Here is a 25,503-nt window from a genome sequence, read left to right on the forward strand (position 1 = left end):
TAAAACATAGCAAGTGATAGACCAATATTTACAGCTTTTAAAGCAATAACGACTCATAAATTCGAATGCGCTGCAGCTGCAAGCGCTGCCTGCCCGAGACTAATGCCGCCGTCGTTAGGCGGAACTTCTTCACCGACCCAGATATGCATATCGCTTTCAAAAAATAACTCTTTCAAATCAGCTAACAAAAGCGAATTTTGAAATACGCCGCCGGACAACACAACTGTGTCAATTTCATAGGCCGCTCCTAAAGAACGAACACTTCTAAATATGCCTTCTGCGACGCTTCGATGAAATGCGCGAGCAATCACCGCTGCATCTTTTCCTTTTAGACGGTCTTCTGCCATTTCCTTTAAAAAAGGACGGTAGTCTAGCTCTTTTCCATTCCACGGGAAAGAATATACCTTCTCTAATGGAGCTGTACGTGCTAAATGCTCCAGCCAAATGGCTGCCTGTCCTTCAAAAGAGATAGGACCGGTAAATCCTAAAAGGGCCGCTGCTGCATCAAACAAACGGCCGACGGACGTTGTTGGAAAGGTGCGCAATTGTTTCTCTACCATCTTCACTGCCGTGAAAAATCGTTCAGGAAACGAAAGCTGCTTGCCGACATTTATTGCCCATTTCGGATCATCCACAAAGAAACCAGCCAGCGCTTGAAGCGGCATGCGTGCCGCCGCATCTCCGCCGGGAAGCATGGCGTAACGAAGATGTCCGCGCCGTTTTAGACCTTCCGCAGCGCTTCCGACAAACAGCTCGCCGCCCCAGATCGCTCCATCGTCGCCAAAACCTGTTCCATCAAACGCCACTCCGATCACCCGTTTGTCCAATGCATTTCGCTCCGCCAGCACGGACGCCACATGAGCGCGGTGGTGCTGGATGCCAATATGTTGATAAGCTTCTAGATTGTGAGCAAAGGCGGTAGATTGGTAGTCGGGATGAAGATCGTACGCCACAATCGTTTCTTGCAATCGAACATCATACATCGACAAAAGATCATGGACCGTTTGCTCAAATGACATATATGCTTCGTATTTCATCAAATCTCCTAAATGCTGGCTCATGATCGCCTGTCCGTTGACCACTAATGTAATGGTATTTTTTAGGTCAGCTCCAACCGCAAGAACAGGCCGATCACTGGGCAATTGGGCAGCAGGAAGCGGCGCATACCCCCGCGCCCGCCGAAGTACAGTAGGGCCAAATGGGCTGACGCGAACGACGGAATCATCGACGCGGCGGGCAATAGGGCGCTCCCCAATAAGCCATGCGTCCGCAATGCCTTCAAGTGCCTTGATCGCTTCTTCATCATCATAGATGATCGGTTCACTGGAACGGTTAGCACTTGTCATTACAAGCACTTCTGGTGCGTCGAAATGAAACAGCAAATGATGGAGAGGGGTGTATGGAAGCATTACTCCTAAATCGGAATTATCAGGAGCTACTCCCGGCAGCAATCGGCGAGCCCGTGCCAACACGATGGGTCGGGCGGAAGATGTAAGGAGATTTTCTTCTTCCGCACATATATCGATAAACGCCCTTGCTGTCTCGAGATCTTTTACCATTAAGGCAAACGGCTTTTCCCCGCGTCGTTTCCGCCTTCTAAGCTCCCATACCGCTTCTTCGTTTTCAGCATCACACGCCAAAAGATAGCCGCCAAGCCCCTTGATCGCAACGATGCGCCCAGAACGAAGGAGCTCGGCCGTTTTTTTGATCGCTTTTTCATCACCATGTATTTCTCCATCCTGTCCCTGCACATGATAATGAGGACCGCAATCGGGGCAAGCAGTTGGCTGCGCATGAAACCGTCGATCCACCGGATCATAATATTCCGCTGAACAAGCCGGACACATAGACCACATATGCATTGTCGTATAAGGCCGGTCATACGGCAGCCGCTCAATGACCGTATATCGTGGACCGCAATCCGTGCAATTGATGTATGGATAAAGGAATCGGCGGTTAGCTGGATCAAACAATTCTGACAAGCATTTCGGACAAACCGCAAGATCAGCAGGAATTTGCACTGTCGGCCGATTATGGAGCGTGCTGGCCAAAATTTCGAAATCAGCTGCTTCTTGTAAAGGCGCATCTTTAATTTCCAAATTGGTTATTTTAGCTGAGGAAGGGTATCGATCTGTAATGTCTTGAACAAATTGTTGAATGGCATCTGCGTCCCCTTCCACATGAATCTCCACGCCGCTTTCTCCATTGCGCACCCATCCGCTGAGCTTCCACCGCTTTGCTTTACGAAAGACAAAAGGACGAAAACCGACCCCTTGCACAACACCATATATTAGAATACGCTGCGCTATTTTCATGATGAATCACCTGCTTTCGTTATAAAACGGGAGATTTTGGAGCTTTCAAACAGATAAATAGAGCTCAGTGGACCGTCCGAACTTTGAATAAGAAAACATTGTCCGTTGAACTTAATGCGCTGGCATTTAGCTTTATTCTCGCATTCTGAACTGAAGGCGTATACATAACAGAACCTTTCATGCCGACATATTCCACTTTCCTAGAGATGTATCCGTTTATTTTGCATGTATCTTACCTAAAGAGAAGAGAGGGGGCGCCCGTTTAAGATAACGGCTTCTCCTCCTTTGCGGACGGCAATGCAACCATGCATCCGCGGCCGGAAACTCCTATTTGAATGACCTGCCCGTCTTCTACTAAGACTGGAACAGTACCTCCTCCCGTCAAAACAACAAGCTGCTTTAATGCCGCTTTGTCTTCTTCGACATCATACTCGACAAATTCTTTTCCGTCCCATAATAAACTTTCCCGCAATTCCTTCGTGTAAGGACATCCTTTCGCACCATAAAGCTCCAGCATCATTTCTCATCCTCCAAAGAGATGATTTATTATTAAGCATTTTCATGATTGATTAACAGATGCGAGGCAACGGATCGCCAATCAGCATATCGATCAAGCGTGTACCTCCATATTGAGAACGTGCTAAAACTGCTTTTTTTGGCTCTGCTTGTATTTCACCAATGCGCTTCGCATTCTCCCCGCCCGGCATGCTTCTAAGTGTTTTTAATGCGATATCGGCATATTCAGGCGAAATGACGGCAAGAAACTGCCCTTCATTGGCAATATGAAGGGGATCCAATCCTAAAATTTCGCAGGCACCGCGCACTGCCGGGCGAACTGGAATTGCCTCTTCATCGAGTATAACAGCTACTTGAGCGTCTCTTGCCAATTCGTTTAATGCCGTAGCTACACCGCCTCGGGTTGGATCGCGCAGCCATCTAAGCCCCGGCGCCGCCGCCTCAATAAGTGCCGATACGAACGGCCAAACCGCCCGAGTATCGGAAGTAAGGTCAGCTTCTAAATCCAACTCCCCTCTAGCCAAGAGAACGGTAATCCCATGATCACCAATTGCACCAGACAAAATGACATGATCACCCGGTTGAACGTTTCTGGACGAAAGAGAAACGCGCGGATCGGTAAGGCCGATACCGGCTGTCGTGATGTACAGACCGTCCGCTTTTCCGTGCTCCACTACTTTCGTATCTCCCCCGACCACAGGCACTCCGACACGTTGAGCTGCCTTGGCGATAGCCGCCACCTCCCGTTCCAACTCCGACGTTGTCAATCCCGCTTCGATAATAAGTGTTGTCACCAAAGCCAACGGCTTTGCTCCTCCCATCGCCAAGTCGTTTATAGTCCCATTGACGGCAAGTTCGCCGATAGATCCCCCTGGGAAGACGAGTGGATTGACAACAAAGCTGTCTGCAGTAAACGCCAATCGGCTCCCATTTGCCTCAACATATGCCGCATCATTTAATTCTGCTGGCTTGTCCCCCATCATATAGGGAACCAACAGTCCTTCGATCAGTCTTCTGCTGGCTTTCCCGCCAGCGCCATGAGCCAATTCGATATAAGAATCAGTAAAATTCACTTTGGCTGTCTTCATGCTTGTTCCTTCCTTTCTTCCTGATGCAACGATTAATTAAGAAGTTCAGTGAGAGTCTCCCAAATCATATAACGTCTGAAAGTAAGCTGATGAACCCTGCCACTGCCCGAAATCGAAACGCATTGTATTTCACCTAACAGGGAAACAATCTATATAATTTCCTCTTTTTTTATTCACCCACTGCTTCTTGCAAATGAACGTAATGATAATAGGCGGCGCATGCCCCTTCTGACGACACCATAAGAGCTCCCACCGGATGTTCCGGAGTGCATTCTTTGCCAAACAGCTGACATTGATGCGGCTTCAATATACCTTTTAATACTTGTCCGCAAGGCGCCATTTGCGGATCACTCACACGAGATCCCTCGACTTGGAAACGAACTTCCGCATCCCACTTGGCGAATTCAGGCCGCAATTTGAGCGCAGACTGCTGAATAGCCCCAAGTCCCCTCCATTCAAAAAGAGAGCGGACTTCAAAAACTTCTTTCATTACATCAAGTGCAGACATATTTCCTTCGTAAGGAACGACGCGGCTATATTGATTTTCTACTTCAAACCGCCCCTCGCGCATTTGTTTTACAAGCATGAGGATCGATTGCAGTAAATCGAGCGGTTCAAAACCGGAGATAATTATCGGTTTTTGGTATTTTTTTGCGATGCTTTCATAAGGACGGGCGCCGATTACAGATGAAACATGACCAGGTCCGATAAACCCATCAATGCGCATATCCGGAGAATCCAATATTGCCTGCATTGCCGGTATAATTAGGACGTGATTGGAAAATACAGAGAAATTGGGCACATCCAATTCACGTGCGCGCATGAGCGTCAATGCTGTTGATGGGGCGGTAGTTTCAAAGCCAATCGCGAACAGCACAACTTGCCGGTCAGGATTCTTCATCGCTATGTTTAAAGCATCTAAAGGGGAGTACACCATACGTATATCAGCCCCTTTAGCTTTTAGTTCGAGAGGCGTTCCATGTTTCCCGGGAACGCGCATTACATCACCGAATGCGGTAAAAATGACGTCCTGCTGCTTGGCAATCGAAAGTCCATTGTCCATACGTCCCATTGGAAGAATACAGACAGGGCATCCCGGTCCATGGACAAGCTCAATGTTTTCAGGCAGCAGATTCTGCAATCCAAATCGAAAAATCGAAAAGGTATGTCCTCCGCAAACCTCCATAAAACGATAGTGATAATCTGGATCGACGAGACGGTGGATTTCTTCCGATATTTTGCGGATTAATTCCGGATTGCGAAACTCGTCAACATATTTCATCGTCGTCATTAAACTGCACCTCCTAAAATTAGATCAACAACGACTGCCTGCATGCATATCGTCTTTTTCGGAACGGGTTTTGATTGACCAATCATATGCCTTTTGTTGCCTTAAGTCTCCAGCGCTGTGTATTAACATGTTTAAACTTTTTCGTTATCAAATTGGTAACCTTGTACTTCCTCGATCGCTTCATCCGATTCATTTAACATGCTTAGCAAATTCAATTGTTCATTTGCTTGTTCTTCACTGATTTTGCTCATCGCAAATCCCACATGAATAAGCACCCAATCTCCAAGAAGGAGATGTTCATTTTTTAATAAGTCAATGTTAATTTTGCGGCGCACACCGCAAACATTCACCACAGCATAATGGCGGTCACCATCTAACATTTCTACAATTTGGCCTGGAATAGCTAAACACATGGATGAATCGCTCCCCCCGATTTGCAATAAATGTGAAAATTTAGATATGTTATTGTCCGTAAAGAAAACTAGAAGTTCATTCGAACACTGAAACTTTTGTTAGAGATTCTTTAGAACAATCATGTAAATTTAAGGCGCCAAATGATGACGCGGTTATTTCCTGAATCAGCAATTGCCAGACGATTTTGATGACACCAAATCCCGTACGGCCAGCAAAGTGAATCCCTTGTTACGGCTTTCCAGCGATTTTCTCCCATTCCTTCGAAATCTGCTTGGCCAATAACATACGAAGCAGGATGATACGCTCCTTTTCGCGGCGACTCAGTAAAAAGAAGGATGCGGTTGTTTGCCGTGTCAGCCACCGCTAGCAAATTGTCGTATTGTGCGATCCCGTAAGGAAACCGGAAGCGCCGGGGTCCTTGCGGTACATGGGGAAGTTCAAATGACTGAGTAAAATCTTGTTGACCGAGAACTAACTCAGCTGGGCGGTCCGTCTCTGGAGGCGGCGTATAACCAAGAATGCGGTGATTGCCCGCATCAGCAACGTATAACGTATTTCCGTCGCCGGCAAGAGCGTGAGGCCAGCGATACGTATCCGTTCCTACGCCTTTTCCCCTATTCTCACTGTTTACATAACCATTCGGTTGACCAAGAATGACATCAGGAACACGCCCATCTTCCGGTAAACCTTTCCATCCTAAAACTCGGCGATTCCCCGTATCCGCTACATAAAACCATTCATCAATGTATGCAAAATTATATGGCCAATAAAATCCAGTCGGACTAACTTTTCCTCCTCGATTCGGGGATGTCCCTGACAGATCCTCTTGTCCCAAGACATAATCGGGAGGCTGGTTATTTATTTTCGGCAATGTTTCCCAAATGAGCAGACGATGGTGCCAAGCATCTGCGACAAATAGCTTTCCTTCAATGACCGCAACGCCAGTCGGGAGATGAAACAGCTTTGGTCCTTCTGTTTCAAAATCAGGCTGACCTAACACGATGTCAGCTGGCGCATGATCATTTTCCGGCCAACTGTACCAAATGAGTACGCGATGGTTGCCGCTGTCGGCCGCTACTACAATATCATCGTCTACATATACTCCCCTTGGTGCATAAAGATGAATCCTGTTTGGATGGGCAGGGGGCAGCACAAGACCGCCTGGGGCCGATCCCCCTAACCACCGTTCGGGATATGCGGTTAACTTAATCGTATCCATATTTTTTCATCCTCTACCCGAACTGGAAAGGGTTCTAGCTGCACGTGAGGTGCCGTCATGCATTCCCCGGTGGATAAATCAAAACGGAAGCCGTGCCATGGACAAGTAATAATAGAGTTGTCCACCAGTCCTCCGTCAAGAGACATCCCCATATGAGGGCATTGATTGCGAAATGCCATTACTTTTCCTTCTGAGCGAACCAGCAAAACATCGAGCTCCTCATGCGAAAAGCGAACAGGACTCCCTTCTTCCAGTTCCGAAGCGGATGGACCTTGCACCCATCCGTTTTGTTCTAAATTTCCAGTATCATTCATAGCGTGAAATGGCATGTAGCCGGAGGTCACTTCCTCTTCGACCATGACAACATGTTCAATTTCTGGAACGCGGGCTTTAATTGCTTCCTCAATCCCATTTTTCAACGTCATAGCGGATAGCGAGCAACCGGAACAAGCTCCTTGAAGGCGGACATAAACTGTATTTCCTTCCACTTTAACTAGCTCCACGCCACCTCCGTGGGAACGCATATAAGGACGCACTTCTTCTAACGCGGCGGCGGTACGGGTAAATAAATCTTGTTTAATGATTCCGTGCATCAAAAACATCGCATAAATAGAAGGGTCTTCTGCAGCTTTCAGCAGCAATTCTTTTCCCGCCTCCGTTTCACGAAACGTGCGAACGAGCTTTCTAAGAGCATGTTCGTGAAAGGCTTCAATGGCTTTTTTCAATTCCATTGCTTTCATCCGGGCGTCTTCTGGCAGACCCTTTATTGAGTCCAGCACGCGATCCACCCGTCCAGCCAAAGCTTGAAAATCCTCTTCCTGCTGAACTTTCATGATCACTCACCTCCAAAAGCCAATGTTTGCTCTAGAGCTTCTTCGGTTTTCCGATACAATAAAGCGGCAAATGTTTGTTTGGCCATCTCCTGCAGCATTTCTTCAACCGTATTACGGTCAACAATGTTAGTAAAATCATTGACGCGATGATTGGCTAAAGCCTGCAAAATGAGGCAAGAGCCCGCTGGATTATCAAGAAGGGCATCGCGAAAGAAAGCGTCCACAAATTCGTTCAGCCAAATTCCCTCACTTTGAGGATTTGCGCGAAGCCGTTCCAGCGCTTTTTGAGCTCCTTCATTGCGCTGGATGATACGTTCACAAAAACGGTCAACCGCCATACCCAACAAAAGATTAAAGTATTGCTGTTCGTGGGGATTCATGCTATCCTTCCTCTCTTTCGCACATTTTACTGTTCCATTTTTTCATTGGCAGCTGCTTGCTTCCGCTTAAGGGCAATTTCCGCTAATACGTCTTCGATGGCACTCGCTGCCTCATGCTCTCCATATTTACGAAACAATTGACTGGCCTCTTCCAACCGAGGTACCGCTCGGGAAAACGCACCTAGATGTGCCAACGCATTCCCTTGATTAGCTAAAACGCGGGCATATGCTATTGGATCGTCTTTAGAGCGGCGTACTTCGAGCACATCTTCATAAAGAGCTACTGCTTCCCAAAGATTATCTTCAAGATGAGAGGATTTTACATGTTGCAGCGCATTGGCTAGATTGACCGTGGCGCTTGCCCAAAGCTCCGGGTGTTTATCTTTTTTAAAAATGCGTAAAGACTCTCTTAATGACTGGATCGCTGTCGCTGTGCGCAAATAGGCGCTGCGGTCTAAAGACGGAATGGCTAAATACGCTAAAGCAAGATTCATATGAACGGTAGCATACTCTTCTGGATAAGTGTCTTTCCGATATACTTTCAGTGCTTCATGATAACATCTGACTGCTTCTAGAAGAGAACCTTTCCGTCCATCGGCGCCAGTTTGATGTACTGTGCCTAATTGAAACCACAGTTCAGCCCTGGCTTCCTGAAAGGAAGACGTTTCTAAAAGAGAGAGGGCTTTCCGGTATCCTTCTACTGTCTCCTTCCCGCAATCACCAAGCATTTGTTTTGTCGCCGCATATTCCGCGTAAAGGCGAGCGGAAAAAACTGGTGACACGTTTTCTACTGTAGCGGCGGCTTCAGAAAGTAGCGAAAGCCCAGTCGGCCAATCTTTTCGTTGAAACGCGTCGTACGCTTGAGTTGCCAATAAAAACGCCCGTATTTCTCCTGACGTATCGCCAAGCGGTGGGGGAGTTTCATACAGTTTCAGGCGCCACGCCGCTGCGTCCAAAAGCAAGGAGAAATCGTCTGGGAGCATTTCTTTGGCTAAAGTGTATGTATATGTTTGTGGATCCAAAATAAAACGGTTATAAGCAGCTTCCGGTCCTTCCGGCAATAATGTTAGCACCTCGTCTTCGCTTTTTCCCTCAATCGCCGCAGCAAAAAAACGCCAGTTCTCCGGCCAACGATCAGGAAAATGTCCGCGGAGAAGAAGGGATATGAATTGATCTGCATTTGGAACAGGTGGTAGAAGAAAAAAACCTGCCGCTCCAGGAAAAACACCGATTGGCTGTGGCTGCAGCACTGTTATTCCCCCTTTTAAAAACTGTAATTGGAAAGACAACGAAACCTCTAAATAACTAAGATCGGCATGTTCTAACGTACTAACGATTTTTGTGCAATTACTCACTCTCGTTTCATTTAGTATGGATATCATCTTATCGTCCTGTCGGCCAGGTCCAAAACTTTTTCTTCATCATGACCATTCAAGTCAAGGGATGAAGCGGCTTATATACTTTTTACTTCTCCGACATCGCACAGGAACAAAAAAGTGGTATGCGAAGCGCTCCATATTGTTCATCCCATACAGCATCGCGAATTCCCGGCTGCACACCTTCGGGCAAAATTTCTTGGACAAACATGCTTCGATCTCCACGAGAATTGCGCAGTTTTAACAGTAATCCGCCCGCTCCCAAATGACTTACCGGCATCACCCACAGTTCTTCGTCACGTATTAAAACGATGGCTGTTCCTGTAGGGAACCGCACCGTTTCTTCGGCGGGAATATGAAGATAGCCAGTTGGTGTCAGTTCAAGCTTCACTTTTTTTCCCTCCTAAGCGATGAAGCAGCTCATCCGCTAAACGATCTAAGGCATTGTCCACCGTTGGAGACAATCCAAATCCGTACGATATGTTTTCGGCTTCGATCAGGAAAACGGTCACTTTCTTCGGGAAGCGGCTTTTTAAAAGCCATCGGCCTAAGGAAATCGCATGATCCCAGCGGAAATCGTGAAGATTAACATCTTTTAGCGGAGGAGTTTCCACCTCTTCACCTGGAATTTCAAAAATCGTGCCCGGTTCATCTCCTGATTTACAGGCATCTACTAGAATCAGTTCCTCTGCATCCCCGATTTGAAAAGCTACATCCATGCCAGCAGTTCCGCCATCAGCCAAACGGACTCCCGGTGGGACCCCATGTTCCCACAATTTGCGGATCAACATGGGTCCCGCCCCATCATCACTTCGCAGCAAATTGCCACATCCAATAATCATAACGTTCATACAAAATTCCTCCTTCTGCAGGCGTACCGTTCCCATTACCATTCTTTGTCTGTTTTACTCGACTATTAGTTTTACAGTTGTATATGAAATGTCTGCTGATATGCTTGCACTGCAGAAAAACACGTCACTTAAAGTTGCATATTAGAGATATCAGCATATATTTATCACTTTATATTTGGCTAACTCTTTATGCGACTTGGCATCATAAGCATGAACGGTGCAAACAAGGCATGAATCATAGCTTTGGGCAATATGAGCCAATTCGACCGGATCTTCAGGATTCTTAATAGGTACGCCGATCATCGCTGTTTCGATAGGTCCGCGCTGACCGTGACGATCACGCGGTCCAATGTTCCATGCTGTCGGAGTGACGACTTGATAATTTTCAATTTTTCCATCTTTAATTTGAATCCAGTCAGCCAAAGCGCCGCGGGCTGCTTCCGTAGCTCCGAATCCGCGTCCTTCAGGCAATTCTTTCGGCTTGATATAAAATTTTTCGTTTAAATCGATTTGCTTCAACCACTTCTTCATGCGCAAATAATATTTCGCGGCTTCGTGAAGGCGAGCCAACACACGCACCATCGAACTTGGCCCGATTTCTTTAATCAAGTTCAAAAAGAGAGGATCATAATCTTGCCACTCCTCAGCACCAGAGCGGCCAGCAATTACTTGGCGGGCCAACGGACCTACCTCCAGAGGAGTTTCTCCGATGCCTGGAATATCATACCGCGGTGCTTTAGCAAACGTATATTTTCCTTCTTTTTGCCCTTCGATCGGATCCACCGGATCGGTTACTCCTTCAAACGGGTGGTAAGAACCGCTGCCGCGATAGAAAGAATGGGTATGATCCTCGCGTATCCGTGCTTGATCAAAATCATGGAAATTTTCCCCATCAAATATTCCCGAACGGGAAATCAGCGCTGCGTTGCGTCCTTCAATCGTCGGATAGCGGTATTGCTGCGGGTTAAAAAAGCTTCCAGTGGCTAAATAGCGGCCCGGCCCCGCTCCGTATTTGTCCAATCCGATTTCCATGCTATAGCGAATGAATAAGCCAAGATCAGAATTGCGATGCTCCGGCTTCTCATCCAGCCATGCAAGAACATCGTCCCAAGTCTTGTTTTCCAGCCAGCGTTCAGCGGAACAACCAAGAAGAACTTTCTCCAGCCAGTTTTCCCGATAATATTCCAAAATCGAGATAGAGCGAGTAATATCGGACAATGTCGGCGAGCTGACAACGCCTCCCGGAACCATGAAGCTGGAATGCGGCCATTGTCCGCCAAAGATCGCGTAAATTTCCACCGGCTTAGCTGAAACAGTGACGCCAATCTCATAATGCTCTCCCTCAAAAGGAGCCCAACGGCGAACCACTTCATCGTACAGCTTAGAAGAAGCGTAATGTCGATGTGTTAAACCAATTGCGAACAAAGCATAAAACCAACGCGGAATGCTTTGAATCGTTTCCGCCGCTTGAGCAATATTGCGGATGAGCGTAGCATTCGGCGGTACTTCCGTCCCCCAAGCCGTATCGAGCGCATAAACTGCTTTCGTTAGATGGCTGCCGCCGCAAATGCCGCAGATCCGAGGAGTAACAATCAAACCGGCCTGCGGATCTTTTCCTTTTAAAATCATCTCGAAACCGCGGAACATCGTTGCTTCCGTCCAAGCATCTACAACAACGCCATCATCAATGGCTACTTTTACATCCAAATCTCCTTCTACACGACCGAGGGAATGTACTTTAATTTCCAGTTTGTTTGTTTTTACAATAGCCTCTTGCTTTTTCATGTTCTTTAGGCACCTCGTTTCTAAAATGGTTTCCATTAAAAGATATCCGAATCGCAGTAAATGGAAATCGCCGATTTCAAACATACAAAATAAGTTTCTTCATGCCTTTGTGTAGACGAGACGGTCACTTTTACCGTTAAGCAACATCAACAAACGGCTTATTCGTGCTTCACTCATATCCGGTTCCACTTCATCTTGATGACAAAAGTTGCGAATTTCGTTAATATCACGGAACAAGCTTCACGTCTTTGTGGAGATGTCACTTTTTCCGTTAAGTAAGATCACAAACGGCTTATTGGTGCTTCACTCATATCCGGTTCCCACTAGATGCTGATGACAAAAGTCGTGATTTTCGTTAATGATCACGGAACAAGCTTCACGTCTTTGTGTAGATAGTCACTTTTTCCGTTAAGTAAGATCACAAACGGTTTATTGGTGCTTCACTCATATCTGATTCCACTTCATCTTGATGACAAAAATCCGAATTTCGTTAATATCACGGAACAAACATATCTTCTTTCGCCCATTTCGGCGCCACAGCACGTGCCAATGCCGCATTCACAGAGTAGCTGAGCGGATCGGTGCCTTGTGGTACTTCTTTTGGAATTGAGCCGAGAACTTTTTGCGTTTTAAATACTGTTCCAGGTGCTAGGTCAAAGAACGGGAACTGAGGCTCCGTACAGCCAATACAAGGCATTCCTGCCCGAGTTTTGGAAGATTGACGGTTCCAAAGAATGCGGTTGCATGGCGAATGAGTCATTGGACCTCGACAGCCTTGCTCATAAAAGAGACATCCTTTTCGCGTACCTTGTCCGAACTCTTCCACCGGCTCTTTCCACTCGAAATACTGCACACGCGTACAGCCCGTTTGGGTAAACGTTTTAAAGAACGTTTGCGGACGTTGAAGATCGTCTAAAACAACATCTTCCAAACGGCCAGTAGCAATGGCTACAAGAATTTGCGTCACCCAGTCGGGATGAGCCGGACAACCAGGAATGTTAATGACTGGGAGTCCACCTTTCGAACGGAACTGTGTACCAAGAAATCCCCCGCGTTCTTCTTTCATATATTGAAGACCAATCGATTCAGACGGATTCGGTTTTGTCGCCGGAATTCCACCCCAGCACGCACAATCACCGATTGCGACAACGTATTGCGCTTTATGGGCGAAATCCCAAATCCAGTTTTTTTTCGGACGGTCCATAAGCATATCATAGTGCCCTGTTCCGTCAGGTCCCTGAATAATTGTCCCTTCTACCACCAAGATATCCAGTGGGATTTCGTCATTGAGAATTTGCTCATAAAGGCGGCGAACTTGCTCACCGAACTCCATCGACAAAGAATGGTGATACAAAATGTTAATGCCAAAATCGGTTACTAAATCAATGACCGTTGGCTCTTCCGCATTTAAAAATGATTGAGTGTTTCCATTGCACGCACCGCCGTGCATCCAAAGGAGATTCACCATTTTCTCCACCTCCAAAAAGTTTTGGGCAAGATTTTTCAATTTCAATACCTTTGCGCAACGAAAGTCAGAAGGTTCTGATATTTTAAAATACATCTTCGTATAGACGCTCTCCTGTTTAGATGTCTCACTGGTGTTTGGCGACTTGTCGGCTTGATTCAAATCGTTTTCTATTTCAACCAAACGACTCAAAATCATAGTCTTTCGCAGCGTTCTATTCATCTAAAATTTTGCTTATAGAGAGCCGGACGAATGAATAAATGCTGATTTATCCGCTTCCAGCTGTGAAATCCATTCGTCAATTCCTTCTCCTGTGCGAGCAGAAACTTCGTGAATGCGAATGCCTGGGCGCACCTCATTCAATGCTTCATAAAATCGTTTTCGCTGAAAATCTACCGCTTCCGCTAAATCAATTTTTGTGATAATCGCCGTATCAGCACTGTTGACAATAGTCGGATATTTTACCGGTTTATCCTCGCCCTCTGTCACGGAAAAAAGAACTACACGCTGGTTTTCTCCCAAGTCATAACTTGCGGGACAGACGAGATTTCCAACATTTTCGATAAAAAGGAAATCAAATGTTTCCAACTCCCAATCTTGCAACGTTCGCTCAATCATTTCCGCTTCCAGATGGCAAACTGTGCCAGTAGTAATTTGACGCACTTTTGCTCCACTTTGCCGCAAGCGGTCCGCGTCGTTTTCAGTTGCTAAATCGCCAACTAAAGCGGCTGTTCGATAGCGTTTGCCAAGGCGGGTAAGCACTTCTGTAAGCAGCGTCGTTTTTCCCGCTCCAGGACTGGAAACGAGATTGACGACATAAACGCCCACATTTTGAAACCGCTTTCTTAATTCTCTAGCAAGGAGATCATTTTTCTTCAAAACATTCTGGCGAATTTCAACAATTCGAGGATTTAAGGTCAAATCATGCATTTTCTTCTCCACCTTCCAATGCGTACAATTCCATCTCTCGTCCCGCAAGGACTTGGCCAGTTTTTGTGCCGCACGTAGGACAGCGCATAGGAAGCGGTTCAGGCAAAATCCGTTCTTCTTGGCAGTTGGGACAGAAAATGGTCACGGGGACATCTTCAATAATAAGTTTAGCCCCTTCCAACGAAGTTCCCTGAACAACCACATCAAAAGAAAATTCTAAGGCTTCTTTTACGACACCTGATAATACTCCAAGCTTTAAAAACAGCGCTTTAACTTTCTTTATTCCCGAATTTTCCGCCGCTTCTGCCGCCAATTCAACTAAGCTTTGGGCAATAGACAACTCATGCATCGCTGATCTCCTTCGATAAGTTTCGTGCAAAATTAAGGACGAAATTAAGTGCAGGCTGTACTTCCGGATCGCTTAATGTCCGCATCAGACCAATAATTCCCACACGTTTTGTTCCCGTTTCCGCTGCTTCTTTAGAGGCTTGATACAATGAACGCGACACCTTTCCAATTACTTGCACCGAGCGCACGTCTAAAACATCGGACTTGATCAACTCTTGAACTTGCGGAGAATCGAGGAATTCTTGCATTTTATGCAACGCGGTTAAAGCATTCTCAAAACGCGTAACATATTCTGGTCTAGATATGCTTTGTCGCAAAAGAACGACAAGTTCATTGATTGAATCAGCAAATTCCGGTCCGCGCTGAAGAAAATTTTCCAGCATATCCAAAAGGAACGTTACATTCTCCAGCTTATCAAGCAAGTGAATTAGCTGCTCCATCGTTCGCGGATCTGAAAGCTTTTCAACCAACAAGTGATCAATGGACGTCTCCATAACCGCTCCTTTCCCGGCCTCCCCCATTTCGATTCCTCCTTCTTGGTTTTTACAGAAAAAAGTGCGTCATTTTGGAAACATTGTTGTCTTTTTTTGCTAGCTGTTAAAATAATAATACAACAATTCAGAATATTTTAACACCATATTTTATAAAAACTATTTCAAGTTTTTGCTTCTTTGCTAATAGAATCATTCGTTGACTATACTGGATATGAAAATATGCAAAGAGGTGAACGAAATAAAAAACTATCAAGTAAAGTTGTTTCAAGAATAGTGGTAAGTTGTGGAATAAAATGATGAAAACTGATCAATACCTTTACCGATAAGGGTTAACTAGAATAGGTTTAGCAAAGAGCTTGAAATTTTAGTATTTTTTGATTCATATTTTCCAAAACCTTATTCGGCTCTACACAAGAAACAGAAAGGAATTTTATGGAACATGGATGGAAGGAACGTATTTCAACTCGATTGAAACGTTCTTAATGCTTTCCAGGAGGGTTTTACACATTGCGTTTGCAAGCTTCTTGAAGTGTTTGACATAAGTCAGCTGTCGATTAGCAAGCATCTTCGCAAATTAGATTAATATAATGCAGCAAAACTTTATTTATCAGCCTCTAAAGCAAATTAGCAGATGGATCCTATATAGACTATAAAATGGGCTTGGACAGTTCTAGTTACTTAAACTATACTGAATGTAACCAATAGAAAGTGTAGCAAAAAATATTTTTCAAAGCGCAGTTTTTGAGCTGCCGTGTGAAAAAATAGCAGGTCAATTTCAAAGCGGGGTAGAATGCAGATGGCAGAAGAAATGGAGATCATTGATAAAATCATATCAGATATTCATTCTGGCAGGTATGAAGCCAATGATAAATTACCATCCGAAAATGAGCTTGCTGACTATTTTAACGTTCCGCGAATGACAATCCGCAAAATATACGAAAGGCTTCAGGAGATGGGATATATTTATTCAAGACAAGGAAAGGGCAGCTATGTAAAAGATCGGCAAATGCAGATTCCGCTTGTTCTTTCCGGGGATGAAAGCTTCAGCAGGAAAATGATTAGACTTGGGCACCATTTCCGATCGAAAAACATTTTTTGCGAAGAAATCGGCTATAATAAAGCAATCTTTCATTCTCTCGGTGCTGAGGAAACGGATCGAATATTTAAAATAGGCAGGCTGCGCATTGTCAATAATCGACCAATTGCCTTGCATATTTCCTACGTGGCGAAATCCGTATTTGATGATATTGATTTGTACGGCAAGGAAATCACGTCCATGTTTGATTATTATCAAAAGAAAGGCTTCACTGAATTTGAATCGAAGTCAAGCGTGTTAAAGGTTTTATTTCCGACTAAATTTTTATGGGAAATTCTTGAATGCACGAGCTTAATTCCGCTTTTAGTGTTGGAGACAGGATGTATCGATAAAAAAACCGGAACGGTGCTTGAACATACAGAAATTTTTTATCGGAGTGATTGCTTTAACTTTGTTATATGAAAAACTTTTGCTTTCGGGTATGTCCGATAAGTCCCTAAAATCCAACAAGTAGAGGAAAACATGCGTTTTTCTCTGCTTGTTTTTATATGCTTTCGATTTTGGATTGAAAGCAGCAGGGGCTGTCCAAAAAGTCAGGGTAACTGACTTTTTGGAGCCCCTCATTTTTCACTTTTTAAAAAAAATGCACAAAAAAATCGTCCTTTCTAGTAAAATGAAGTTACCACACAACATTACAGAAAGGACGATTTTTTATGAGCAATCAAATGATTACTCGTGAAAATTATAACACACAAATGACACTTCCTCTAGATGGAAAAGAAGAAAAAACTCCTGCCAAAAGAAATTTAGCCCCTACTTTCAAACCATATAACAACCGTCAAGTTCAAATGATTTATGATATTGAATCTCTCATACCCGAACATCACGTGGCACGTGTCGTGGACGAAATGGTGGAGGCGATACCAGATAAACAATTGTTTTCTCATTATAAAGGCGGCGGCAGAAGTTCCTATCATCCCAAAATGATGCTGAAAATCATTCTGTATGCTTATTCTCAAAAGGTTTATTCCTGCCGAGGAATCGAAAAACTCGTTAAAGAAAATATTCCTGCCATGTGGCTTTCAGCGATGCAACAACCAGATTTTCGCACCATTAATGAGTTCCGAGGGGAACGGATGAAAGCTTTCATGGATGAGCTCTTTGAAGTCATGATTCTCAAATTGATAAAAGAACATTACATCACGATGGAAAACTACTTTTTGGATGGCACTAAGATCGAAGCCAATGCCAATAAGTATTCTTTTGTGTGGAAAAAATCCACTTTGAAATTCGAAGAGAAATTAAAAGAAAAAATCCAAGAAACACTAAAGCACATTCATGAATTAACCCAATTAGAAGCCGGAACAGGGCAAAAGGAAAGCGATCAACATACAGAGATCACCGAACAAAACCTGGAGGAAACCGCAAAAGAAATAGAAGAAAAAGTTGAAACGCTAACGGAAGAAATCGAAAAGGAGACCGATACATCCATTCGGAAAGAGAAGCGAAAAAAACGCAGTCAATTAAAGAAATCGGTGAAACAAATTCGGGAAGATTTCCTGCCCCGAATGGCAAGATACAAAGAACAAAAGGAAATGTTCGGTGACCGTAACAGCTACTCGAAAACAGACAAAGACGCAACCTTCATGCGCATGAAAGAAGACCATATGAAAAACGGTCAGCTCAAGCCCGGATACAACGTGCAAATGGGGACAGAGAATCAGTTTATCTTGTTTTATACTATTCATCAACGACCGACCGATACACGTTGCTTTATCCCACATATGGAGAAGCTAGCCTCCACTTCATTACCGATGCCCCAAACAGTTATTGCGGATGCAGGCTATGGTAGTGAAGAAAACTATGTATATGCAGTTGGTGATGAGAAAGAGCCCCGTTTTGAGTTTCTAATTCCTTATGGGAGCTATGTAAAAGAACAAACACGTACATACAAAAAAGACATTAAAAATGCCAAAAACTGGACCTATTGTGAAGAGGATGATTGTTTTATTTGCCCGAATGGAAGGAGAGTAACGTTTAAAAAATACCAAAACAAAAAGAATCCATCTGGCTATGAACAAAGCTTCAAAATATACGAATGTGAAGATTGTACCGATTGCCCATTGAAAGCGAAATGCACAAAAGCGAAAGGCAACCGACAAGTTCACTGGAATCCCATCTTCGAAGAAATGAAAGCAAAGGCCAAAACAGCCCTTGAATGTGAAGAGAAAGCCGCTATCTACGCTCGACGCAAAGTCGAGGCAGAAAGTGTGTTCGGTCACATCAAGGGCAATCGGTCGTTCCGCAGATTTTCTTTGCGGGGCCTCGACAAGGTACATGTCGAGTTTGGGATTGTGGCATTAGCCCACAACTTCCTGAAAGTAGCCGGCATCCGCCAGCTACTTTCAGATAAAAATCGAAAAAATATAAAAGCAAGTGGAGAGAAACGAATTGTTTTTCTCCACTTGCTTCATTTTAGGGACTTATCGGACAGCCCCTTTTTTTTGTGCTCATTAACATTTTCTTAAAAATGCGTTTGCAAAAAATTAATAGAATTTACTTTTTTTTAAATTTTTTCCACTTGGCAACAAGATATGCTTAAATCAACGGAAGCAAAAAATCATGATGGAGGGGCGGAAATGGAAAGAAGGCGAAGAACAGAAATTTTAATCAACGGAAATAAGAACGTTGCCGCCACATTGGCACAACAAATTTTAGCTAAGTATGAGGTAAAAACGATTGAAAAGCCGAACAACGGTTTAGTAATGGTAAAAGTTCGGGAAACGGCAAAGAACAGTTTGTTCTACTTAGGAGAAGTTTTTGTCACAGAATGTAAAGTGGAAATTAGCGGGTATATCGGCATCGGCATATTAAAAGGACATGAGCCGGAATTAGCATACCATTTGGCTGTGGTCGATGCAGCTTACAATGCACAATTGCCAGAAACGGAACGATGGAATGAAGTTTTGGTGAAGGAGGAAGCAGCAATTCATGAGCAAAGAAAGAACTCCATCATGAAAATTTTGAAGACAAAAGTAAATTTTGAAACGATGGATGTTTAAAAGGAGCAGAGGTTGAATGAAATTAGATTTTATTCACGATATTCAACGTGCATATCGAAAAGTTGTTGATTCCATGTCTAGGCCCGGATTGATAACAAATTTAAAAGATGAGGCGGCCAAAGTAGATCTTGAGGCTGGCTGTTTTCCCTCGACACTTGTTCTGGCTGCAATGCTTCTAGATACTGAAGTGACCTTTAAGGTAGTTTCCGAGAAGGAAGAAGAGACAACTCGCTGGATAAACCAACTAACCTATGCAAAAGCTGATGCAGCAGAACGCGCTGATTTCGTTTTTGTACTTTATGACAAAGCTGAAGATGAACTTGGGCAAATATTACAGCGAGTAAAAACCGGCAGTCTCATCGATCCCCATGATTCAGCAACCATTATTGTTGAGGCAGATGCTGTTACGGATGGATGCGATTTCAAATTAACAGGTCCGGGCATTGAAGAAGCAAATTATGTAAATGTTTCAGTAAATGGGAATTGGATGGAAGTTCGACAGCAACAAAACGCTGAATTTCCAATGGGGGTTGATTTAATTTTTGTGGACAAAAATCATCATCTCTTATGTCTGCCAAGGACGACGCAAATTTTATCAGAAGGGAGGAAGCTTTGATGGGATATGTGGCAGTGAAAGGCGGAACAATTGCCATTGAGGAGTCGATTAAACGGCTGAAATATGAGCGGTTAAAAAAAGGAGTTGTTCTTGACATTGGCAGAATTGAAGCTGGCCTGCGGGGATTGATTGATCAGGTGATGTCAGAGAGCAGTCTATATGACGAAACCCTTGCGGCGCTAGCGATCAAACATGCTGAAGGCAATCTTGAAGAAGCGGTTTTTCTGCTTCGTGCATATCGATCCACTTTACCGCGCAAGCATTATTCGCAAATAGTTAATACAAAGGACATGAGTATCGAAAGAAGGATTTCAGCTAGTTTTAAAGATATACCAGGCGGCCAAATTTTAGGAGCTACAACTGACTACACTCATCGTTTGCTCGACTTTGACCTCATTGAGGAAACAGATGAAGATGCAGTAAATTGGCTTTCGGCCTATGAGAAGGAAACGCTCGACGAAGTGGATGAAAAACATTTTGGCAAACTGCCAAAAGTAAGTGATTACTTAAGAAAAGAAGGTTTGTTCTCGGAGTGTGTAATGGATAATACAGAGCCTGATGATGTAACGAGAAAAAGCTTGACGTTTCCTTCCACCCGCAGTCAGCGTCTCCAAGTTTTAACGAGAGGCCAGACAGGGGCGGTGACTTCATTAGCTTATGCCGTCATTCGCGGATATGGAAGTCTTCATCCAACAGTAGGTGAACTGCGTGTCGGCTATTTGCCGGTTTACATCGATAGCCCTTTTCATTCATTTAATAGAGAAGACGATGCTTATTATATTGGGGAAATTAAAGCAACGGAAGTCGAAATGTTAATTCCGGAAACTGTTGAGATCGGGGACGGGAAAAAGGAAATTAAGTTTGAAATCGGATATGGTCTTTGCTTTGGTCAAAACGAAACGAAAGCAATCGCAATGGGAATTTTAGACAATAGTTTGGAGAAAGGAAATAGGGACTATCCGACAGGAGACGAGGAATTTGTCCTTTATCATATTGATTCGGTTGAATCCACCGGGTTTATTTCACATTTGAAGCTGCCTCACTATGTCACTTTCCAATCGAAGCTTGATATTGTACGCAAATCAAAAAGCAAGCAAGAAATGTAAAAAGGAGAGGAATTCATGCAAATCCATTATAATTTTGCTTTTTTCGATGAAGGTTCCAAACGGGAAATTCGAAGAGCCACATTAAAAGCAATTGCCATTCCGGGCTATCAAGTTCCATTTGCATCAAGAGAAATGCCGATTGCACGCGGCTGGGGAACAGGTGGACTGCAATTAACCCTTTCTCTCATTGGCAAAGATGATGTTTTAAAAGTAATCGACCAAGGCTCTGATGAATCCGTTAATGCGGTAAACATTAAAAAATTGGTGATGAAAACGGCGGGCATTAAAACGACGGAGGAGACGCAAGAAGCAACGATCATTCAATCAAGACATCGAATTCCAGAAATTCCTCTTACAGAAGGCCAGATACTTGTATTACAAGTACCACTGCCTGAACCGCTGCGCGATTATGAACCGAGCGAATATAATACGAAAAGGCTTCATGCGGAGAAAGAATACAGCGGCGCATGGCTGATGCTTTTTGAACAAATCATGAAATACGGGCATATGGCTTCGGATTTTGATCATCCTGTGATGGTGGAAAATCGGTATGTCATGGCGCCGAGTCCTATACCAAGGTTTGATAATCCGAAAATGCACTATTCAAAGGCATTAATTTTGCTTGGAGCCGGTCGTGAAAAGAAGATATACGCTGTACCACCATACACGAAAGTCGTTTCACTTGCGTTTGACGATTATCCGTTTGAAGTGGAGAGCTTTGAAGATAAACATTGCAGACTGTGCGGCGCTACGGGAGTATATTTGGATGAATTGTTTAATGAGGAAACAGGTGAAACCTACTACCAATGCAATGATACAAGCTATTGTTTATCAAGATTAAATGAGCAATCAGAATCAAGAGGTGTTCAACATGGATGATTTAAGCAATCCAGTATTATCGGTCAAAAAGTTAAACAAACAATTCGGACCTGGATGCAGCCAATGCGGAAAGGCGGATTCCGCCGTTTTGGTGAAAAACTTTTGCCCTGTCTGCGGTACGGTATATGCTTGCCGTGATATTTCGTTTGATCTCTATCCCGGTGAAGTATTAGGCATTGTAGGTGAAAGCGGCAGCGGTAAATCAACATTAATGAGACAGCTATATTTTGATCAAGAGGCCACAAGCGGTGAAGTGTATATCCGATTTTATCATGATGGAAAAAAAAACGTATTAAACGAGTCCTCCCAACAAAAACGGTACATTCGCAACCATCTGATGGGGAAAGTTTACCAAAATCCGCTTCTCGGCTTGCGCATGAACTTTTCCTCCATCGGCAATATTGCTGAAAAATTAATTGCGGCAGGGAACAGGAATGTTGGACAGATGGTGTTAAGAGGACAAGTGCTGCTTGAGGAGGTAAACATTCCGCTATTTAGGATGAAGGAGGAGCCCCAAAAATTTTCGGGGGGCATGCAGCAAAGAGTTCAAATCGCCAAAGCATTGTCGAATAATCCGCCGATTCTTCTTCTCGATGAAGTAACGACCGGTCTTGATTTGTCCGTTCAAGCAAATGTTTTAGATTTGATACGGAATTTACAGAGGGAACTGAAGATAAGCATGATCGTTGTTTCCCATGATTTAGGCGTTATCAGAATGCTTGCAGACAGAACGTTCGTCATGCTGGAAGGAAAAATTATCGAGCAAGGGTTGACCGATCAAATTTTGGAAGATCCACAGCATCCTTATACACAGCAGCTCGTCCATTCATTATTATGATCAATTTTTTGGACTTGTGAGAATGGAGGAAAAAACGTGTATCTCATAACAAACGGAAGAATTATAACGGAAGAAACCATTCTCGATGGTTACGATCTTCTTATTGAAGGAGATAAAATTAGCAAAATTGATGGCAAAGGGAAAATCGCTTGGAAGGAAGGAATGGAAGTAATCGATGCGGCGGGCGGATATGTCGCTCCTGGGTTTATCGATCTTCATTCTGACTATATTGAACATATGGCAGCACCAAGACCGACATCGTTAATGAATTTTCATTTAAGTCTACGCGAAGCGGAAAAAGAATTAATCACCCATGGGATTACAACAATGTTTCATTCACTTTCTATTTATAAAAGCTCGGAATTTTCACATAAACCGATCCGTGAGCCGGAAAATGTCCGGAAATTTATTGAAATGATCCACCAAACTCATCATACAAAGCATTTAATACGACATCGGTTCCATGCACGGTTTGAAATTGACAGCATCGAAGAAGTTGAAAACTTAAAATCGTACATTGCTGAGTGCAAGGTGCACTTAATTTCGTTTATGGATCATACCCCTGGTCAAGGACAATATAGAGATTTAGAAATTTACAGAAAAACGATAAAAGGCTACCAAGAGCTCAGTGATGAAGAGATTGATAGAGTCATTACAAAACATCAGCATAAGGAAAAATTAACACTTGAGGGAATAAAGGAAATTGCAACGCTGGCACAACAAAAAGGTATTGCTATCGCTTCTCATGACGATGACACGTTGGAAAAACTTGAGCTTGTGCAAAGCTTTGGGGCTTCGATCAGTGAATTTCCAATCACCTTGGAAATTGCTAAAAATGCGAAAAAGAAGGGAATGCTGACGGTAGCCGGGGCTCCAAACGTTCTTTTGGGAGGGTCCCACAGCGGAAATTTATCTGCACAAGAAGCCATTCAACACGGGTGTATCGATATTTTATGTAGTGACTATTATCCTCCATCGCTGCTTCATGCTGTTTTTAAAATGGGCGAAAAAAGCGATATCGACCTAGTCGAAATGTTTAAGCTTGTGACGATTAACCCGGCCAAAGCTGTCAAACTGGATGATCAAATTGGATCAATTAAGGAAGGAAAAAAAGCGGATATAGTCATCATCGAAAAAATAGACTTAGATTTTCCGGTTATCACGTCTTGTTTTGTGGACGGCCGTTTAATCTTGAAAACAAATTATAGAATTTAAAGATGATGGAAAGGGAGTTTCTATGATCGAGAAAAAGCTGTCAAAAAAACCTTATATCCATGAACATTGCCAGTTGTTTCATACAGAATTAGGTGAATACACAGAAATAGGAGCTCACAATTATTTAGAAAATGTAAAAATGGGAGACTTTTCTTATACAGGGCAGTTTTGCATTCTGCAAAATGTTGAAGTCGGAAAATTTTCCAATATTGCTGCGATGGTGCGAATCGGCCCAACCGCTCACCCAATGAATCGCCCTACTTTGCACCATATTACGTATCGGAGAAGAATGTATGGAGTCGATACTCATGACGATGAAACGTTTTTATCATGGCGCAAACAACAAATCACCTATATCGGGCATGACACTTGGATTGGACATGGGGCCATCATCATGCCTGGTGTAAAAATCGGCAATGGTGCAGTAGTCGGCAGCGGAGCTATTGTGACAAAGGATGTGGAGCCTTATACAATCGTTGCTGGAATACCAGCCAAACCGCTAAGGCGCCGATTTGATGAGCAAACGGTTAAACGATTGGAACGAATCAAGTGGTGGGATTGGTCGTATGAAACGTTGAAAGAACGAATCGACGACTTGTCTCAACATATTGAAACATTTCTAGATAAGTATGAGGGAAGAAGGGAATTCAGTGGAAAACATTTTAACGGTTGAGAGCCTTTCCAAAACATTTCGATTGCACAACGTAAACAAGGAAATCCACGCAATTAACAAGATTAGCTTTGTTGTAAAAGAAGGAGAATTTGTCGGCATTACTGGTAAAAGCGGCAGCGGAAAATCAACCATTTTAAAATGCATCTACCGCACATATTTGCCTGAAAGTGGAGACATCTGGTACAACTCAAAAAAGTTTGGCCTAATCAATTTGCGAGAAGCAACGGAAAGAGAAATGATTTATTTACGAAAGCATGAGATCGGATACGTATCACAGTTTTTGAATGCTTTGCCGCGTATAACGGCCAGAGAAATAGTAAAACAAGCGATATTAGAAATGGGGCATAACGATAAGTATGCGGAGGAAGAGACAGAAAAAATATTGACGCATTTTGAACTGGATCCTCAGCTTTGGGATAGTTATGTTGCTACTTTTTCCGGAGGTGAAAAACTGCGGTTGAACATCGCTAGAGCAATGGTAAAGCGTCCGAGACTACTTTTATTGGATGAACCGACGGCAAGTTTAGATGATGAATCGAAGGAAAAAGTAAGAGTATTGATGGAGCAGCTCGTTCGCGAAGGGACAACAATGCTGGGAATTTTTCATGATATGTTGTTCATGCAAAACTTATGTGATGTAGAATACCGAATGCTGGACGGGGAAATCATCAAGTATTCTGAAAAAAATCCCTTTACAAAACATTAAAAATTATTTAGTAATTCAACAATATGAATTAACAGTTCCTTTACATTCATCCTTTATATTCAATTAT

26 protein-coding genes and 1 pseudogene are annotated in these 25,503 nt (G+C 43.7%); 11 read left to right on the forward strand and 16 right to left on the reverse strand.

Going from position 1 to position 25,503, the window contains the following annotated elements; genetic code table 11:
* Window positions 1-53: 53 nt before the first annotated feature.
* From hypF to NST97_RS15345, 16 genes are all read right to left on the reverse strand, one after another.
* Window positions 54-2,315, reverse strand: a complete 2,262-nt coding sequence (hypF, locus tag NST97_RS15270) for a carbamoyltransferase HypF (RefSeq protein ID WP_341343405.1) — start codon at window positions 2,313-2,315, stop codon at window positions 54-56.
* Window positions 2,316-2,577: 262 nt separating this feature from the next.
* The gene (locus NST97_RS15275; protein ID WP_242513756.1) at window positions 2,578-2,835 is read right to left on the reverse strand and encodes a Uxx-star family glutaredoxin-like (seleno)protein; all 258 of its coding nucleotides are present in this window, start codon (window positions 2,833-2,835) and stop codon (window positions 2,578-2,580) included.
* Window positions 2,836-2,884: 49 nt separating this feature from the next.
* The gene (hypE, locus tag NST97_RS15280; RefSeq protein WP_063387618.1) at window positions 2,885-3,919 is read right to left on the reverse strand and encodes a hydrogenase expression/formation protein HypE; all 1,035 of its coding nucleotides are present in this window, start codon (window positions 3,917-3,919) and stop codon (window positions 2,885-2,887) included.
* Between the two features lie 169 nt (window positions 3,920-4,088).
* Complete coding sequence (gene hypD, locus NST97_RS15285; protein WP_242513757.1) at window positions 4,089-5,210, reverse strand: hydrogenase formation protein HypD; 1,122 nt, start codon at window positions 5,208-5,210, stop codon at window positions 4,089-4,091.
* 131 nt (window positions 5,211-5,341) lie between these two features.
* Complete coding sequence (locus NST97_RS15290; RefSeq protein ID WP_063387617.1) at window positions 5,342-5,623, reverse strand: HypC/HybG/HupF family hydrogenase formation chaperone; 282 nt, start codon at window positions 5,621-5,623, stop codon at window positions 5,342-5,344.
* Between the two features lie 119 nt (window positions 5,624-5,742).
* The gene (locus NST97_RS15295; protein ID WP_339194115.1) at window positions 5,743-6,843 is read right to left on the reverse strand and encodes an NHL repeat-containing protein; all 1,101 of its coding nucleotides are present in this window, start codon (window positions 6,841-6,843) and stop codon (window positions 5,743-5,745) included.
* Window positions 6,825-7,676, reverse strand: a complete 852-nt coding sequence (locus tag NST97_RS15300) for a NifU family protein (protein WP_339198553.1) — start codon at window positions 7,674-7,676, stop codon at window positions 6,825-6,827. Before NST97_RS15300 ends, NST97_RS15295 begins: the two co-directional genes overlap by 19 nt.
* Window positions 7,677-7,678: 2 nt before the next feature.
* Window positions 7,679-8,056 carry a hypothetical protein gene (locus NST97_RS15305; protein ID WP_063387614.1) on the reverse strand — a complete coding sequence of 126 codons (378 nt, stop codon included), beginning with the start codon at window positions 8,054-8,056 and terminating at the stop codon, window positions 7,679-7,681.
* 26 nt (window positions 8,057-8,082) lie between these two features.
* A complete protein-coding gene (locus NST97_RS15310; protein ID WP_341343406.1) occupies window positions 8,083-9,438 on the reverse strand; it encodes a tetratricopeptide repeat protein in 1,356 nt (451 codons plus the stop codon).
* 82 nt (window positions 9,439-9,520) lie between these two features.
* Entirely contained in the window at window positions 9,521-9,823 is a 303-nt protein-coding gene (locus NST97_RS15315; RefSeq protein WP_327856906.1) for a hydrogenase maturation protease, read from the reverse strand.
* Window positions 9,813-10,283: a hydrogenase maturation protease gene (locus tag NST97_RS15320; protein WP_339210911.1), complete on the reverse strand. Its 471-nt coding sequence runs from the start codon at window positions 10,281-10,283 to the stop codon at window positions 9,813-9,815. Before NST97_RS15320 ends, NST97_RS15315 begins: the two co-directional genes overlap by 11 nt.
* A gap of 150 nt (window positions 10,284-10,433) precedes the next feature.
* On the reverse strand, window positions 10,434-12,068 hold the full coding sequence (locus tag NST97_RS15325) for a nickel-dependent hydrogenase large subunit (RefSeq protein ID WP_130156518.1): 1,635 nt from the start codon (window positions 12,066-12,068) through the stop codon (window positions 10,434-10,436).
* Between the two features lie 496 nt (window positions 12,069-12,564).
* Window positions 12,565-13,725 carry a hydrogenase small subunit gene (locus NST97_RS15330; RefSeq protein WP_339194123.1) on the reverse strand — a complete coding sequence of 387 codons (1,161 nt, stop codon included), beginning with the start codon at window positions 13,723-13,725 and terminating at the stop codon, window positions 12,565-12,567.
* Between the two features lie 42 nt (window positions 13,726-13,767).
* Entirely contained in the window at window positions 13,768-14,463 is a 696-nt protein-coding gene (hypB, locus tag NST97_RS15335; RefSeq protein ID WP_063387610.1) for a hydrogenase nickel incorporation protein HypB, read from the reverse strand.
* Window positions 14,456-14,812 (reverse strand): hydrogenase maturation nickel metallochaperone HypA, encoded by a 357-nt coding sequence (hypA, locus tag NST97_RS15340; protein ID WP_063387609.1) that lies wholly within the window; start codon window positions 14,810-14,812, stop codon window positions 14,456-14,458. Before hypA ends, hypB begins: the two co-directional genes overlap by 8 nt.
* On the reverse strand, window positions 14,805-15,332 hold the full coding sequence (locus tag NST97_RS15345; RefSeq protein WP_063387608.1) for a DUF1641 domain-containing protein: 528 nt from the start codon (window positions 15,330-15,332) through the stop codon (window positions 14,805-14,807). Before NST97_RS15345 ends, hypA begins: the two co-directional genes overlap by 8 nt.
* A 460-nt stretch (window positions 15,333-15,792) precedes the next feature.
* Between NST97_RS15345 and NST97_RS19360 the strand changes: the two are divergent.
* From NST97_RS19360 to NST97_RS15400, 11 genes and pseudogenes are all read left to right on the forward strand, one after another.
* Window positions 15,793-15,888: pseudogene (locus tag NST97_RS19360) on the forward strand (ArsR family transcriptional regulator); the annotation flags it as partial.
* Between the two features lie 213 nt (window positions 15,889-16,101).
* A complete protein-coding gene (locus NST97_RS15355; protein ID WP_327847872.1) occupies window positions 16,102-16,803 on the forward strand; it encodes a GntR family transcriptional regulator in 702 nt (233 codons plus the stop codon).
* 293 nt (window positions 16,804-17,096) lie between these two features.
* The gene (locus tag NST97_RS15360) at window positions 17,097-18,869 is read left to right on the forward strand and encodes an IS1182 family transposase (RefSeq protein WP_445684618.1); all 1,773 of its coding nucleotides are present in this window, start codon (window positions 17,097-17,099) and stop codon (window positions 18,867-18,869) included.
* Window positions 18,870-18,980: 111 nt separating this feature from the next.
* Window positions 18,981-19,403: a phosphonate C-P lyase system protein PhnG gene (gene phnG / locus NST97_RS15365; protein ID WP_341343408.1), complete on the forward strand. Its 423-nt coding sequence runs from the start codon at window positions 18,981-18,983 to the stop codon at window positions 19,401-19,403.
* 16 nt (window positions 19,404-19,419) lie between these two features.
* On the forward strand, window positions 19,420-20,019 hold the full coding sequence (phnH, locus tag NST97_RS15370; protein ID WP_339198566.1) for a phosphonate C-P lyase system protein PhnH: 600 nt from the start codon (window positions 19,420-19,422) through the stop codon (window positions 20,017-20,019).
* Complete coding sequence (locus tag NST97_RS15375) at window positions 20,019-21,125, forward strand: carbon-phosphorus lyase complex subunit PhnI (protein WP_341343409.1); 1,107 nt, start codon at window positions 20,019-20,021, stop codon at window positions 21,123-21,125. Before phnH ends, NST97_RS15375 begins: the two co-directional genes overlap by 1 nt.
* Before the next feature lie 15 nt (window positions 21,126-21,140).
* A complete protein-coding gene (locus NST97_RS15380) occupies window positions 21,141-22,004 on the forward strand; it encodes an alpha-D-ribose 1-methylphosphonate 5-phosphate C-P-lyase PhnJ (protein ID WP_063387915.1) in 864 nt (287 codons plus the stop codon).
* Window positions 21,997-22,842, forward strand: coding sequence for an ATP-binding cassette domain-containing protein (locus tag NST97_RS15385; RefSeq protein ID WP_063387914.1), 846 nt, complete (start codon window positions 21,997-21,999; stop codon window positions 22,840-22,842). The genes NST97_RS15380 and NST97_RS15385 overlap by 8 nt, the downstream gene beginning before the upstream one ends.
* A gap of 36 nt (window positions 22,843-22,878) precedes the next feature.
* Complete coding sequence (gene phnM / locus NST97_RS15390) at window positions 22,879-24,057, forward strand: phosphonate metabolism protein PhnM (protein WP_341343410.1); 1,179 nt, start codon at window positions 22,879-22,881, stop codon at window positions 24,055-24,057.
* A 22-nt stretch (window positions 24,058-24,079) separates the two neighbouring features.
* Window positions 24,080-24,730 carry a DapH/DapD/GlmU-related protein gene (locus tag NST97_RS15395; protein WP_340789496.1) on the forward strand — a complete coding sequence of 217 codons (651 nt, stop codon included), beginning with the start codon at window positions 24,080-24,082 and terminating at the stop codon, window positions 24,728-24,730.
* Complete coding sequence (locus NST97_RS15400) at window positions 24,708-25,436, forward strand: phosphonate C-P lyase system protein PhnL (RefSeq protein WP_340789498.1); 729 nt, start codon at window positions 24,708-24,710, stop codon at window positions 25,434-25,436. The genes NST97_RS15395 and NST97_RS15400 overlap by 23 nt, the downstream gene beginning before the upstream one ends.
* The last annotated feature ends 67 nt before the right edge of the window (window positions 25,437-25,503 follow it).

Source organism: Aeribacillus sp. FSL K6-1305, assembly GCF_038050115.1.
Classification (GTDB): domain Bacteria; phylum Bacillota; class Bacilli; order Bacillales; family Aeribacillaceae; genus Aeribacillus; species Aeribacillus composti.

Coding starts and splice junctions, on each gene's coding strand:
- hypF (WP_341343405.1), bottom strand. CDS start 2,315: ATGAAAATAGCGCAGCGTATTCTAATATATGGTGTTGTGCAAGGGGTC.
- NST97_RS15275 (WP_242513756.1), bottom strand. CDS start 2,835: ATGATGCTGGAGCTTTATGGTGCGAAAGGATGTCCTTACACGAAGGAA.
- hypE (WP_063387618.1), bottom strand. CDS start 3,919: ATGAAGACAGCCAAAGTGAATTTTACTGATTCTTATATCGAATTGGCT.
- hypD (WP_242513757.1), bottom strand. CDS start 5,210: ATGACGACGATGAAATATGTTGACGAGTTTCGCAATCCGGAATTAATC.
- NST97_RS15290 (WP_063387617.1), bottom strand. CDS start 5,623: ATGTGTTTAGCTATTCCAGGCCAAATTGTAGAAATGTTAGATGGTGAC.
- NST97_RS15295 (WP_339194115.1), bottom strand. CDS start 6,843: ATGGATACGATTAAGTTAACCGCATATCCCGAACGGTGGTTAGGGGGA.
- NST97_RS15300 (WP_339198553.1), bottom strand. CDS start 7,676: ATGAAAGTTCAGCAGGAAGAGGATTTTCAAGCTTTGGCTGGACGGGTG.
- NST97_RS15305 (WP_063387614.1), bottom strand. CDS start 8,056: ATGAATCCCCACGAACAGCAATACTTTAATCTTTTGTTGGGTATGGCG.
- NST97_RS15310 (WP_341343406.1), bottom strand. CDS start 9,438: ATGATATCCATACTAAATGAAACGAGAGTGAGTAATTGCACAAAAATC.
- NST97_RS15320 (WP_339210911.1), bottom strand. CDS start 10,283: ATGAACGTTATGATTATTGGATGTGGCAATTTGCTGCGAAGTGATGAT.
- NST97_RS15325 (WP_130156518.1), bottom strand. CDS start 12,068: ATGAAAAAGCAAGAGGCTATTGTAAAAACAAACAAACTGGAAATTAAA.
- hypB (WP_063387610.1), bottom strand. CDS start 14,463: ATGCATGATTTGACCTTAAATCCTCGAATTGTTGAAATTCGCCAGAAT.
- hypA (WP_063387609.1), bottom strand. CDS start 14,812: ATGCATGAGTTGTCTATTGCCCAAAGCTTAGTTGAATTGGCGGCAGAA.
- NST97_RS15345 (WP_063387608.1), bottom strand. CDS start 15,332: ATGGGGGAGGCCGGGAAAGGAGCGGTTATGGAGACGTCCATTGATCAC.
- NST97_RS15355 (WP_327847872.1), top strand. CDS start 16,102: ATGGCAGAAGAAATGGAGATCATTGATAAAATCATATCAGATATTCAT.
- NST97_RS15360 (WP_445684618.1), top strand. CDS start 17,097: ATGACACTTCCTCTAGATGGAAAAGAAGAAAAAACTCCTGCCAAAAGA.
- phnG (WP_341343408.1), top strand. CDS start 18,981: ATGGAAAGAAGGCGAAGAACAGAAATTTTAATCAACGGAAATAAGAAC.
- phnH (WP_339198566.1), top strand. CDS start 19,420: ATGAAATTAGATTTTATTCACGATATTCAACGTGCATATCGAAAAGTT.
- NST97_RS15375 (WP_341343409.1), top strand. CDS start 20,019: ATGGGATATGTGGCAGTGAAAGGCGGAACAATTGCCATTGAGGAGTCG.
- NST97_RS15380 (WP_063387915.1), top strand. CDS start 21,141: ATGCAAATCCATTATAATTTTGCTTTTTTCGATGAAGGTTCCAAACGG.
- NST97_RS15385 (WP_063387914.1), top strand. CDS start 21,997: ATGGATGATTTAAGCAATCCAGTATTATCGGTCAAAAAGTTAAACAAA.
- NST97_RS15395 (WP_340789496.1), top strand. CDS start 24,080: ATGATCGAGAAAAAGCTGTCAAAAAAACCTTATATCCATGAACATTGC.